Origin of the sequence: Streptomyces sp. NPDC007264 (genome assembly GCF_042869095.1) — a bacterium.
Classification (GTDB): domain Bacteria; phylum Actinomycetota; class Actinomycetes; order Streptomycetales; family Streptomycetaceae; genus Streptomyces.
The window spans coordinates 139,048-152,592 of the sequence record NZ_JBIAFD010000019.1 but is presented as its reverse complement, the minus strand read 5'-3'; the positions used below and the strand labels follow the sequence as shown (position 1 = coordinate 152,592).

Below are 13,545 nucleotides of genomic sequence, written 5' to 3'. Positions count from 1 at the left end.
ACTCTCCGTGAATGTTTTCCCGTGATCGGGATGACACCACGAGAGCGGTGCGAGAGGAGGAATGATCCCCTCGCACACAGCGTCCTCGCTGTGTTGTTTCAAAGGAACCTCGACCATCGGAAAAAACCGACGGACGGGGTATCAACATATCTGGCGTTGACTTTTGGCACGCTGTTGAGTTCTCAAGGAACGGACGCTTCCTTCGTACTCACCGCAAGAACACTCTCGCGGCTTTCCTCCGGGCGCTTCCCTTCGGTGTTTCCGACTCTATCAGATCTTTCTCGACCCGATTTCCTCGGTGCTTTCCGGCCTTTCGGCCTTCCGGCGGTGTCGACTCTACCAGACCCTTTCGGGCCCGATCCCTGTCAACCGGGTTTGTCTTCGCGGCCGTTGGCCGTTCCGACGTCCCAAACTCTAGCGGATCCGTCCGGCGATTCCCAATCCGGTCGGACCGGGAGTCGTCGAGCCCAAATGGATTTGAATTCGGGCACGCCGAAATTCAACCCCGTTGGGAGATCGAACTGGATGGTTTGGGTGCCGCTGCTGCGGCGGGAGGTGCTGTCCCAGAACCGTTACGGCTCCGTGGCAACCCGAAGAACTTTACGGACCAGGGGGTGGACTGTCAAGTCTCCCCACGGCGGTGCGACGCCAAACCCAGGTGGGCATCAGCCCAGGTCGGTGAGGCGGCCGCCGGCGTCCGGCTGGGCGTGCTCCACCCGGCGCAGCAGGCGGGTGAGCACTTCGCCGAGGACGGTGCGCTCCTGGGGGGACAGGTCCTGGAGGAGGTCCTCCTCGAAGACGGAGGCCAGGCGCATGGCCTCCAGCCACTTCTCGCGCCCCTCGGCGGTCAGTTCGACGATCACACGGACGCGGTTGGCCTCGTCGCGCTCCCGGGTGACCAGTCCTTCGCTCACCATGCGGTCGATGCGATGGGTCATGGCGGCCGGAGTCAGCCCGAGCCGCTTGGCCAGCTCGCCGGGGCCCAGGCGGTAGGGGGCGCCGGACAGGACGAGGGCCTTGAGGACCTCCCACTCGGCGTTGCTGATGCCGAGCCCTGCGGTCTGACGGCCGTAGGCCACGTTCATCCGGCGGTTGAGGCGGGACAGGGCCGAGACGATCTGCTCGACCTGGGGATCCAGGTCCCTGAACTCGCGCTGGTAGGCGGCGATCTGCTCGTCGAGGGTCGGCTCACTGACGCCGTGGGTGTCGCCCATGGTCCGCAGTATGGCATGTGACGCTTGGCGTCGAAGTCCTTCGAGGTGTACTCTTTAGTATCGAACTTTAGCTTCGAAGTCTTCAGGGTTAATCGCTTCAGGAGTAAGGCCTGTGGGTCGGACGCCGGTGGTTCCCTCTTCCCAAGGCAGGTGAACGTGACCAGGGCAAGGGGCGCAGCGATGCGCCGGATCCATGTGGGCAACGCACTCAGCGCGTTCGGCCTCGGCTTCACCGTCCCGTACCTGTACCTCTATGTGGCGCGGGTGCGGGAGCTCGGTGCCGTGACGGCGGGTCTCGTGCTCGCGGTCTTCGCCGTGGCCGCACTCGTCGTGCTGCCGTTCGCCGGGCGGGCGATCGTCCGGCGCGGCCCGCTTCCGGTGCTGCTCACCGCCCTGCTCACCACCGCGGCCGGGGCGCTGAGCCTGGGACTGGCCGCCGACGCGCCGACCGTGCTGCTGTCGGCGGCCGTGCTCGGCGCGGGGCAGGCCGTGATGCAGCCGGCGCTGGCCACGATGATCGTGGACTGCTCGACGGCGCAGACGCGGTCACGGGCCTTCGCCGTGCAGTTCTTCCTGCAGAACCTGGGGCTCGGCGTGGGCGGGCTGATCGGCGGCCATCTCGTCGACGTCTCGCGTGCCTCGTCCTTCACTCTGCTGTTCTCGATCGAGGCGGTGATGTTCCTGCTGCTCGTCGTGATCATGACGACCGTACGGGTGCCGCACGCGCCGGCGACCGCCACGACCCACCAGGGCGGCAGGGCGAGCCGGAGGCGGCTGCTGGGCGACCCGGCCATGGTGCGGTTGTCCGTGCTGGGTTTCGTGCTGTTCTTCGCCTGCTACGGGCAGTTCGAGTCGGGTCTGAGCGCATACGGCGTCGAGACGGCCGGAATCTCGACGTCCGCGCTGGGTACGGCACTGGCGGCGAACACGGCGGTGATCGTGATCGCGCAGTTCGCGGTGCTCAGGTTCGTGGAACGGCGGAAGCGGACGCGGGTGATCGCGGCCGTGGGGCTCATCTGGGCCGCGGCGTGGGCCGTGGCGGGGTACGCGGGCCTGGGGAACGGGAGCCGGGCCATGGCGACCGCCGCGTTCGTCACGACGTACGGGCTCTTCGGTCTCGGCGAGGCGATGCTGGCGCCGACGGTCGCACCGCTGGTCGCCGACCTCGCGCCGACGGGCCTGGCCGGCCGGTACAACGCGGCCTTCGCCCTGGTGAAGCAGCTCGCGCTCGCGCTGGGCCCGGCGGTGGGGGGACCGCTGGCCGCGTCGCTGCCCGCGCCGTACATCGTGACGTTCCTGCTGTGCTCCCTGGGCATCACGTTCCTCGCGCTCAGGCTCGGGCGGCTGCTCACCCCGGTGCAGAACCAGCCGCCGGTGAGGAGCCGGGTGGTGGCGCAGGGGAGTGCGGCGGCGGGACACGCGCCGGCGCGCGCCTGACCGGAGCGCGTCCGGGCCGACCGGCCCGGACGCCTCGGGCGGTCAGCTCGCCCCGCGCGGCAGTGCGAACTCGCACCAGACCGCCTTACCGCCCCCCGGCGTCCGCCTCGACCCCCAGCTGGAGGCGATGGTCGCCACGATCGCGATCCCCCGCCCCGCCTCGTCCGCCGGCTCCGCCCGACGGCGGCGGGGCAGGTGCTCGTCGCCGTCCGTCACCTCGATGATCAGCCGCCGGTCCGTACGCCGCAGCCGCAGCCGCATCGGCGGAACCCCATGCTGCAACGAGTTCGCGACCAGCTCGCTCGCCGCCAGCACCCCCAGATCGTGCAGGTCGACCGGGAACCGCCAGCTCGTCAGCACCCCGGAGGCGAAGGCACGCGCGCGTGGAGCCGCCTCCACTCCGCCGAGCAGCTCCAGCGCGGCGTTCCGGAAGAGGTCGCCGTCCGGGCCCGTGCGCGCCGGGTGCTGGAGCACGAGCACCGCCACGTCGTCGTCGTGACCGGCGGTGACGCCCGCCGAGCGGAACAGGCGGTCGCAGATCACCTGGGGCGTGCCCGTGGCGCCCGCGAGGGCGCCCTCCAGGGCCGCGATGCCCTCGTCCAGGTCCGCGTCCCGGCGCTCGACCAGGCCGTCGGTGTAGAGCACGGCCGTGGAGCCGGGGCCCAGCGGCACCGAGCCCGACGCGTGGATCCAGCCGCCCGTGCCGAGCGGCGGGCCGGTGGGTTCGTCGGCGCGCAGCACGTCGCCGTGCTCGTCGCGGACCAGGATCGGCAGGTGGCCCGCCGAGGCGTACACCAGTCGGCCCTCGTTCGGGTCGTGGACGGCGTACACGCACGTCGCGATCTGGTTGGCGTCGATCTCCGCGGCGAGGCCGTCCAGGAGCTGCAGGACCTCGTGCGGGGGCAGGTCCAGGCGGGCGTAGGCGCGGACGGCGGTACGGAGCTGGCCCATCACCGCGGCCGCCCGGACTCCCCTGCCCATGACGTCGCCGATGACGAGGGCCGTACGGCCGCCGCCGAGGGTGATCACGTCGTACCAGTCGCCGCCGACCGCGGCCTCCGTGCCGCCGGGCTGGTAGGTCGCGGCGATGCGCAGGTCGTCGGGCTGCTCCAGCTCCTGGGGCAGCAGGGAGCGCTGGAGGGTCACGGCGGTCTCGCGCTGTTCGCGTTCGCTGGCCCGCAGCCGCTCGGCGGCCTCGGCGTGGTCGGTGACGTCGGCCGCGAAGACGAGCACGCCCCTGGCCTTGTCGTCGCGCACGTCGACCGGCGTGCACGTGAACGTGTACGAGCGGCCGCCGGGCGCCTTGCGGGACTTGACCGTGCGCGGCCTGCAACTGCGCAGCACCTGGTCCAGGAGCGGCAGGAGACCGAGCTCGTCCAGCTCGGGCAGTGCCTCGCGCGCGGGTCCGCCGGCCGGGCGGGGGCCGAAGGCCGCCACGTAGGCGTCGTTGACGTACGCGACGCGGTGGTCGGAGCCGTGCAGCAGGGCGACCAGGGCCGGGACGCGGTCGAGGACCTCGCGCACCGGCAGTTCGTCGACCGCGGGCACGCTCGGCGTGTCGTCGTCGGTGAGCCGCTCGGCGCGGGCCGCGGGCACGGAGCCGTCCCCCCGCCGGTCCGGGGGGACCGCGTGCCCGGTCCGCGCTGCCGCGCGGCGCTGCGTTCCGGGGAGCCGGGCGCTCCAGCGCGTGAAGTTCACCGATTCCTTGCCTCGTCGTTGTCGTCTCCGGCCGGCTCCGGAGCCGGTCGGGGATCCGGGTGCCTGCCCCCGGGGGTGTGCAGCGCGGTGGGGAGAGCCTGGTGGATGGGTCGGGGCGGGGGTCGGCCCGCCCATGGTCGGGGACCAGTCTGGCCGACCGGACCGACATCCGTCAGACGCCCGCCTGTCCGGCGGAGTTCCTGGATCCGCTCAGGACGACCCCTTCGGGTTTCCTGAAGGCTTTCCACCGGCCGCGAGTTCGAACTCCGCACGGGGATGTTCGAGTGAACCGAGGGAGACGATCTCCCTCTTGAACAGTCCCGCGAGCGTCCATTCGGCGAGCACGCGGACCTTGCGGTTGAAGGTGGGGATCCTGCCGAGGTGGTACATGCGGTGCATCAGCCAGGCAGGGTAGCCCTTCACCTTGCGCCCGTAGACGTGCGCAACGCCCTTGTGCAGCCCGAGGGAGGCGACGGAGCCGACGTATTTGTGCGCGTACGTCTCCAGGGGCTCGCCGCGCAACGCGTGCACGATGTTGTCGCCGAGCACCCTCGCCTGGCGCACGGCGTGCTGGGCAGTGGGGGCGGTCTCCCTGCCCGGTTCGGCGACGGTGACGTCCGGTACGGCGGCGGCGTCCCCCGCGCCCCAGGCGTGCGTGACGCCGTCCACGGTGAGCTGGGGGGTGCACTTGAGGCGCCCGCGCTCGTTCAGCGGCAGGTCGGTGGCCGCGAGCACCGGGCTCGGCTTCACCCCGGCGGTCCACACGACCGTACGGGTGCGGAAGCGCGTGCCGTCGCTGAGCACGGCGACGCGGTCGACGCACGACTCCAGGCGGGTGTGGAGGCGCACGTCGATGTTGCGGCGGCGCAGTTCGGTGACCGTGTACCGGCCCATCTCCTCGCCGACCTCGGGCAGGATGCGGTCGGACGCCTCCACGAGGATCCACTTCATGTCCTCGGGCCTCACGTTGTGGTAGTAGCGCGAGGCGTAGCGGGCCATGTCCTGCAGTTCGCCGAGCGCCTCCACGCCGGCGAAGCCGCCCCCCACGAAGACGAAGGTGAGGGCCGCTTCGCGGACGGCGGGGTCGCGGGTGGAGGAGGCGATGTCCATCTGCTCGATGACGTGGTTGCGCAGGCCGATGGCCTCCTCGACGGTCCTGAAGCCGATGCCGTGGTCGGCGAGACCGGGGATCGGGAGGGTGCGCGAGATGGAGCCGGGGGCCAGGACGAGTTCGTCGTAGGAGACCTGTTCCGTCTCCCCGGTCTCCTGGGTGGCGAGGGTGGCGACGGTCGCGGTGCGCTTCGCGTGGTCGACGGCCGTGACCTCGCCGACGACGATCCGGCAGCCGTCCAGCACCCGGCGCAGCGGCACCACGAGGTGGCGCGGTGAGATGGCGCCGGCGGCCGCCTCCGGCAGGAACGGCTGGTACGTCATGTACGGGTCGGGCGAGACCAGCACGATCTCCGCCTCGCCCCGCCCGAGCTCCGCCTTGAGTTTCTGCTGCAGGCGCAGGGCCGTGTACAGACCGACGGAGCCACCGCCGACGACGAGGATGCGCACGCACTTCGAGGGTTCGGGAGGTGTCGCCCGTTGGGATGCAGCCGTCACCATCCCATGACGCACCCGGCGCCGGGGTTTGTCCACAGCCTCAGCAAATTGTGTGACCGGACACAGGCTCCGGCCGGAGTTGACCGAATTGTCGGGGTGTGGAGAAAAGACGCAGGTCGGCGGGTGTGAGGGGGGCGATTTCAAGGGGTGCAAACAGGATATATCCGGCGCGTACTCCGATCGGGGGGCGCTCCGTGCGGAACCTGCCCCTTCTGAATTGACTCCCGCTCAACTATGTTCGTGTGTCGACGGGGTGTGGGGGATGTGTTCGGCGGGTCCGCGACGGGTGGCCCGACCGGATACGACGCTTTTCCGTATGCTCCGGCTTCCGATGACGGGGAGTGTCTCCGGGGGGAGACGTCATTACCGGGGGAACGCTTATGCACATTCAGGACTCTCATTGGTCGTCCGCATCCGCCGTCGCGCCGGCGGGCGCGGTGAGCACGGCGGGCAACGTCCGCGGGAACGGCGCGCGGACGGCGCCGCTGCGCGTGGACGCACAGCGCAATCTGGAGCATGTACTGCGGGCGGCGCGCGAGGTCTTCGGCGAGCTGGGGTACGGAGCGCCGATGGAGGACGTGGCGCGGCGCGCGAGGGTCGGCGTCGGCACGGTCTACCGGCGCTTTCCGAGCAAGGACGTCCTCGTCCGCCGGATAGCCGAGGAGGAGACCGCCCGGCTGACCGACCAGGCCCGGGCGGCGCTGGGCGAGGAGCACGAGCCGTGGTCGGCGCTCGCCCGCTTCCTGCGCACGTCGGTGGCGTCGGGCGCAGGCCGGCTGCTGCCGCCGCAGGTGTTGCGCGTGGGGGTGGTCGAGGAAGGGGCCGAGAGGTCCGGCGCGGTGCCGGCCGAAGAGCCGCGGGTGCCGCAGCAGCGGCCCCAGCAGAGTGCCGAACTGCGGCTCGTCGAGCAGCGGACCGCGGCGCTGCTGGAGGACGCGGGTGCCACGACACTGCTGGAGGTCGTCGGGCAGCTAGTGGAGCGGGCGCGTGCGGCGGGCGAGCTGCGGGCCGACGTCACCGTGTCGGACGTCCTGCTCGTGATCGCGACCGCGGCTCCCTCGCTGCCGGACCCCGCCCATCAGGCGGCGGCCTCGGCGCGGCTGCTCGACATCCTCCTGGAAGGCCTGCGGTCACGACCGGCGTGAGACGCCCGGCCCTGAGGCGAGCGGCCATGCGGCGAGCGGGCGGGCCTGGAACGGGCTCCTGAGGAACGTGCTGCCGAGGGCCGGGCTCCCGAGGTCCGGGCCCTCGCGGCCGTCCGCGGTCCGTGCGCGGGTGCCGCGTCGCCCGCGCACGGATCCGGGCGCGGCGGCCCACCGGTTCGCCGTGTCCCCGGGCCACGTCCGCCGGCCGGCTGCCGCCGTGGTCGTGCGTCACCCGTTTCGGTGATCTTCCGCAGACGGAGGCCCGTTCGAGTCGGCCGCGCTCGCGGACTGCGCGAGTCGCGGTTCGCCCGTCGGCGGGCGACGGGTCGGGCTCAGCCCGGAGGAGAGGCCCCGGCACACGCGCGCCAGGTCCCGCAGCACGTCGTCAGGGGTGAAGGCCGACCCCTTCGCGCGCTCGGCATCGAAGCGGGCCCGGCCCAGGGCCTCCAGCGCGACCCGCTCCGTCCGCCCGGCCCGGGTGCGCTCCGGTTCGGGGCGTACAGAGCGCCCGCGCCAGCGGTCGGCGGCCGCCAGCAGCCGGACCGCACCGGCGAGTTCGCCGACGGTCGCCAGGACGTTCGCGGCGATGTCCGCGAGCCCTGCCGTCACCGACTCCGCGCACCGGCTCGCCACGGCCTGGCGCAGCGCCTCGGCCAGCTTGGGCAGCCCCGGTTCCGGACCGGACTCGGCGACCGTGACGAGCGCTTCCATGCCGTTCAGCGCGGCGATGAAGTGCGGGGGCGGCGTGCCCCGGTGGGTCTCCGCCCGGGCGTGCTCCCACCATGCCCGCGCCCGGGCCGTCTCCCCCTCGTCCAGCGCCATCTGCGCGCGCAGCAGGGACACGTACGCGTGCGCGTCCTGCACGGCGTACCGGTCGGCGGCGGCGCTCGCCTCGTCCAGCGTGGTGCAGGCGTCCGTCCGCTTGCCCTCGCGGTAGGCGATCTCCCCGAGCCGGGCGAGCAGGAACGGCGCCTCCGCGTGCGCCCCCACCTCGTGCGCGAGCCTCAGTGCCGCCTCGTACTCGCTCTTCGCCTCCTCGAAGGAGCCGCGCGCCATCGCCGCCTCGCCCGCCGCGCTGCACACCTGGGCGCGCATCCAGCGGTCGCCGACACGAAGGCCGAGCGCGCGCAGCTCGGCCAGGTCGCCGTCCACGTCGTGCACTCCGCCGGGGGAATCGACGAGCAGGTGCGTGCGCATCATGAGGGCGACGCCGGTCTCCCAGTCGCCGCCGTGTCTGCGGCACTCGGTCAGCACCGCGTCCATGGCGTGCCGTACCTGGTGCGGCTCGTCCAGGTAGTACACGGTCATCGGCCAGACCATGCCGGGCAGCCGGGCAGCCTCCGGGCCGCCCCGCTCGAAGGTCCGGCGAATCCGGGCGGCGTACCGCCGCCACCGTTCGTCCCGCATCGAGGCCGCCGGGCGCGACTCCGCGACCAGGAACATGTGCAGCACCCGCAGTCTCATCCGCATCCGGTGGAACGGATGCCCCGTCTCGGCGTCCGCGTGGGCGAGGAACGCCTCGACGTGGTCGACCGCGGCGAGCTCCGTGAGGACGTCGGCGGCGGGACGCACCGCGGAGGCGGCGGGGACGGTGGCCTCGCGCGGCCGGAAGGCGGACGCCTCCGGGGCGGCCTCGGACGAGACGGCCGCCGGGCGGCCGTGTCCGTCCAGCGCCGCTCCCAGGCGCAGCACGCGGTCCACCCACTCCGCGCCCTCACGGCGGAAGTTGCGCAGCCACCAGAACCAGCCCGTCGCGAGAGCGATCGCGCCGGCCTCCTCCTCGGCGCCTGCGACGACGGCCCGGAACAGTCCGGCCCTGATGTTGTCCAGCTCCCTCTCCAGGCGCCGGATCCAGGGCAGTTGCTCGCCCGACCGCAGCTTCGGCTCGGCCTCCTCGACGAGCGCCCGCACCCATGCGCGGTGTCTGCGCTCCGCCGCCGCACGCAGCTCGGGGACCTCCGCGGCGCGCTCGGTGGCGTACTCGTGGATGGTCTCCAGCATGCGGTAACGCATGCCCGTGGCGCCGCCCTCACCGGCGTCACCGCCCTCACCGCCCTCACCGCAGCAGTCGTCGCGGTCGCCGTCCTCGACCGGAGTCGCGACGATCAGGGACTTGTCCACGAGCGCCCCGACGAGGTCGGCGGCGGGCCCGGTGCACACCGCCTCGGCCGCGGCGAGGTCCCAGCCGCCGGCGAAGACGGCGATCTCGCGCAGCACGGTGCGCTCGCGCTCGTCGAGCAGGTCCCAGGACCAGTCGACGACCGCGCGCAGGGTCTGCTGGCGGGGCAGCGCGGTGCGGCTCCCGGAGGTGAGCAGCCGGAACCGGTCGTCGAGGCGGTCGGCGATCTGCCGGGGCGTCAGCAGCCGGAGGCGGGCGGCGGCCAGCTCGATGGCCAGCGGCAGGCCGTCGAGGCGGCGGCAGATCTCGTCGACGGCGGCCAGGTCGCGTCGGGGCGCACGGCCGCCGCGCGCTCCAGGAAGAGGCGGCGCGCGGGATCGGGCGGCAGGGGGTCGACGGGGCGGACCGACTCGCCGGGCACGCCCAGGGGCTCACGGCTGGTGGCGAGGATCGTGAGTCCGGGGCAGTGCGTCAGGAGGGTCTCCGCGAGCTCGGCCGCGGCGCCGATCACATGCTCGCAGTTGTCGAGTATCAGGAGTTCGCTGCGCGCCGCGCAGTGCTCGATGAGGAGGGCGACCGGGTCGTCCTGCGGCACCGCCATCTCGTTGGTGATCAGTACGGTCTCGCGCAGTCCGAGGGCACTGACCACCGCGGCGGGCACCGCCTCCGGCCGGTCGAGCGGGGCCAGCTCGGCCAGCCACGCCTGCGGCAGCCCGGCGGCGGCCTGCTCGGCCAGACGGGTCTTCCCCGAGCCGCCCGGCCCGGTGAGGGTGACCAGGCGGGCCCCTCGCAGATCGGCGCGGATGGCGTCGAGTTCGCGTTCCCGGCCGACGAACGAGTTGAGCCGGGGGCGGATGTTGCCGGTGCGGGCGGCGGGGGCGGTGCTACGGGTGGTGGGCGCGGCTGAGGCCGGGGCGGTGGCGGGGGCGGGGGCGGGGGCGGGGGCCGTACGGGATCCCGTGGGGCCGCCACCGCGCCGGGTGTCCGGCCCGCGATGCGTGTCCGGCCCGCGACGGCTCTCCGACGGGGGCGCGGACGGTTCCGGGGCCAGCAACTCGGCGTGCAGCGCACGCAGTTCCGGTCCGGGGTCGGCGCCCAGCCCCTCGGCAAGGGCGCGGCGCACCTCCTCGTACACGGCCAGGGCGTCCGCGCCCCGTCCCGTGGCGCGCAGGGCGCGGACGAGGAGGGCGTGGAGGCGTTCGTCGTACGGATGGGCGGTGGTCAGTTCGGTCAGCTCGGGTACGGCGTCGGCGGCGCGGCCCAGGCACAGGTCGGCCTCGACGCGGGCGCGGGTCGCCTCCAGGCGCAGGGCCTCGGGGCGGGCGGCGGCCGCGCGGTCGGGCAGGTCGGCGAGGGCGGGCCCGTGCCACAGGGCGAGCGCGGCGCGCAGGTCGCGGGCGGCGGCGTGCGCGTCGCCCCGGGCGAGGGCCGAGGTGCCGCGCCCGACGAGGTCCTCGAAGACGAAGAGGTCCACGCTGTCGCGGGCGGCGGCGAGGCGGTAGCCGCCGGGCCCGGAGACGACCGCGTCCCGGCCGACGGCACGGCGGAGCCGTCCGACCAGCGCCTGGAGGGCGGCCGGGGCGTCGAGCGGCCGGTCGTCGGCCCAGACCTCGTCGATCAGGGTCCGTGGGTCGGCGGTACGGCCCGGGCGCAGGGCGAGCGCGGTGAGCAGCGCGCGGACGCGGGGTCCGCCGACGGGTACGGGGGTCCCCCGGTCGTCCTCCGCCTGGGCAACTCCGAGAATCCTGTACCGCACCGCCCCATTCTCACCGGGAGCGAGTGGCATGGCACGGGGTTTGTGAGCAGGGGCGTGCGTCGCCGTCCCCTGCCGCGGAACCGTTACGCCCCGGCTCCCAGCACCCGTCCCCGCGGGGCGATCCCCGCCGGTACCGCGCGGGCCCGGGCGGGGGTGCCCGTCCAGCAGGTGCCCCGGCGGGCCAGCAGCCGGCGCAGCCACAGTTCCAGGGAGACCAGGTCCGCCAGGCCGTCCAGCGGGAGCGGTTCGCCCTCGGCCGCCGCCCGCACCGCCTTGCGCACCACCCGGGCCTCCACCAGGCCGGCCTCCGCGAGCAGCGGTGTGTCGAACAGGGCCATCAGGGAGTGTGTGGCCACCCGCAGACCCGCGCGGGCCGCGGCCGCCGTCGAGCCGTGGGAGGGGGCGCCCCAGCCGGGCGGCAGGCCGCCGACGCCCGCACCCTCCAGGACCGTCCGCAGGATCGCGGCGCGCGCCCCGGGCTGCACCCTCAGGGCCTCGGGAAGCGCGCGGCACGCGCGGACGACCTGGTTGTCCAGGAACGGCGCGTGCAGCCGCTGGGAGCGGACCTCGGCGGCCTGTTCCAGGACGCGGAGGTCCGCCGCGTGCCGGGCCAGGGCCGCACGCGCGCGGAAGTCGCCCGGGCGCTGCCCCGGACCAACCCCCGTCCGACCTGCGGCTCCTTGCAGGCGAACCGATACTTCAGCGAGGGCCTCACCGGTCAGCCAGCGCGCCGCGGGCCCGGGTCTGGCCCAGGTGAGCGCGGCGAGCGAGGCCCCGACGGCGCCCCCGGGCTCCTCGAACCGCCGCTGCATCAGCCGGTCGGCGAGCGCGTCGACCCCGGTCCGGTACGGGGTGCGGGCCAGCTTCCGTGCCGCGCCGTACACGCGCGCGGGGACCAACACGGAGCCGTCGGCCTTCGCCAGGGCGGCCACGGGGCGTACGAGATGGCGTCTCTTGCGGTCCATCAGGAGGTCGGCGAGCCGGGCCGGGTGCGCGTCGAGGACCTGCCGCGCGCCGTAGCCGGTGAAGTGGTCCGCACTGCCCGACGCCAGCCGCGCCCGGTGCCTGGCCGCCGTGACCAGGGACGGGCCGGGCTCGTCGGTCAGCGGGACCTCCAGGTCGGCGTAGGGGAGCACCTCCTCGCCGCCGGTCACCACCACGTGGTGCAGCCGGGGATTCGCGGCCAGGGTGCCGGCCCGCTCCAGTTCGGCCTCGCGGCCCTGGACGGCGAGGTCGTTGAAGGTGACGGCCAGCAGGCGTTCGCCGGCCCCCGTGCCGTGGCCGAGCACCGTTCCGGGTCTGCCGGGGAGCCCGGCCGCGAGCAGCGCCAGCGTGCCGGAGGCCGGTCCTCCGGAGAGGTCGGCGCCGATGCCGGGCACGGGCATCCCGCGGGCGGCGCGCCGCTGCGCCGGTCCCATCCCGGGCACCGGCCCCGGGTCGATGTCGGCGCCCGGGACGTGCCGGGGTGCCGCCAGTCGGGCGCGTACGGCGTCGACGAGGGCGTCGCGCACCGCGTCCACCGCGTCGGCGGGGTCCGCCGGGGGCGCCGCGACCGCGAGGGACGCGACCGGCTCGTACCCGGCGATCTCGCGGGCCCCCGCCCGCAGGATCAGGGCGTGCCCCGGAGGTATGCGCCGCACGCCGTCGTACGGGGTCGAGTCGTGCACCGCCGCCGGTACGTCGGGGGCGGCGAGGAGGGCCGCCAGGTGCCCGAAGTCCAGGTTGGCCTCGATGAGGTCGGCGAGCGGCAGCGCGGCGGTCGCGTACGCCGTGCCGCCCGCCCAGGGCGTGTGGAACACCGGCCGCGCGCCCGCCAGGTCGCCGCACACCGTGACCCTGCGCCCCACCTGGACGACGGCGGTGTAACTGCCGGGCCACACGGTCAGATGGCGGAGTGCGCCTCCGCGGGCGGCGAACAGGCCGACGCGCAGTTCCTCGTCGGAGGCCCCGCAGGTGCCCAGGACCGCGATCCGGGTCTGCGGGTCGGCCCGCACGACGCGCACCTCGTCGGGGCGCCAGTCGCCGACCGCCCAGAGCGGATCGGGGTCGCCCCACAGGAGTTGGGAGCCCACCGGGTGGACGGTCTCGCCGTCGAGTCCGGTGGCTCCCGCGGAGCCGGGCTCGAGGGCACCGGCGGCGGCGCTGCTCCATCCCACCAACCACCGCATCGACGCCTCCACAGGCTGTGGACAACCAGTGCACCGGACGAACGGCTCCCATGCTGCCATGAAGCATGCGCCCCCGAGGGCGTGTGTTCGCGCTTGTGCGCCCGGGAATGCGCCCGTGTGAAGAGGCCCGTGAACCGGTGAGCCCTGGCTTCGACTGCGGCGGGAGGAAGGCGACAGCGACGCGAATGCGCCCCCGATACGCTCCCCGAGAACGCCCTTCGCGCCCTCAACAGTCGTGGTAGGAGGCTTGATCGCCTTCGGAATCCACCATCGATTTTCGGCCAAATCGGCCGACGGTGGGCAGGCTTGCGCACGCTCCGTACAGGGCTCCGCGCAACGCACGGTCCGGGAGGCGGAGTTCGCCCCCCGGACCGGTCCGCCGCCCGCGGGGATGTAGGCG

At 73.9% G+C, this 13,545-nt stretch carries 6 protein-coding genes and 1 pseudogene; 2 read left to right on the top strand and 5 right to left on the bottom strand.

Annotation, left to right across the window (positions count from 1 at the left end):
• Positions 1 to 665: 665 nt before the first annotated feature.
• Entirely contained in the window at positions 666 to 1,214 is a 549-nt protein-coding gene (locus ACFYMU_RS28030; protein ID WP_388378740.1) for a MarR family winged helix-turn-helix transcriptional regulator, read from the bottom strand.
• A 180-nt stretch (positions 1,215 to 1,394) separates the two neighbouring features.
• Between ACFYMU_RS28030 and ACFYMU_RS28025 the strand changes: the two genes are divergently transcribed.
• Entirely contained in the window at positions 1,395 to 2,651 is a 1,257-nt protein-coding gene (locus tag ACFYMU_RS28025) for an MFS transporter (RefSeq protein WP_388378737.1), read from the top strand.
• A 42-nt stretch (positions 2,652 to 2,693) separates the two neighbouring features.
• Here ACFYMU_RS28025 and ACFYMU_RS28020 read toward each other — a convergent pair whose 3' ends face one another.
• Positions 2,694 to 4,349, bottom strand: a complete 1,656-nt coding sequence (locus tag ACFYMU_RS28020) for a SpoIIE family protein phosphatase (protein WP_388378734.1) — start codon at positions 4,347 to 4,349, stop codon at positions 2,694 to 2,696.
• Between the two features lie 210 nt (positions 4,350 to 4,559).
• Positions 4,560 to 5,960 (bottom strand): NAD(P)/FAD-dependent oxidoreductase, encoded by a 1,401-nt coding sequence (locus ACFYMU_RS28015; RefSeq protein ID WP_388378731.1) that lies wholly within the window; start codon positions 5,958 to 5,960, stop codon positions 4,560 to 4,562.
• A gap of 377 nt (positions 5,961 to 6,337) precedes the next feature.
• Here ACFYMU_RS28015 and ACFYMU_RS28010 point away from each other — a divergent pair, with 377 nt between their 5' ends.
• On the top strand, positions 6,338 to 7,102 hold the full coding sequence (locus ACFYMU_RS28010; RefSeq protein ID WP_388378729.1) for a TetR/AcrR family transcriptional regulator: 765 nt from the start codon (positions 6,338 to 6,340) through the stop codon (positions 7,100 to 7,102).
• 228 nt (positions 7,103 to 7,330) lie between these two features.
• Here the strand turns inward: ACFYMU_RS28010 and ACFYMU_RS28005 are convergent.
• A pseudogene (locus tag ACFYMU_RS28005) lies at positions 7,331 to 10,977 on the bottom strand (BTAD domain-containing putative transcriptional regulator).
• An 83-nt stretch (positions 10,978 to 11,060) separates the two neighbouring features.
• The gene (locus ACFYMU_RS28000; RefSeq protein WP_388378726.1) at positions 11,061 to 13,145 is read right to left on the bottom strand and encodes an asparagine synthase-related protein; all 2,085 of its coding nucleotides are present in this window, start codon (positions 13,143 to 13,145) and stop codon (positions 11,061 to 11,063) included.
• Between the last annotated feature and the right edge of the window lie 400 nt (positions 13,146 to 13,545).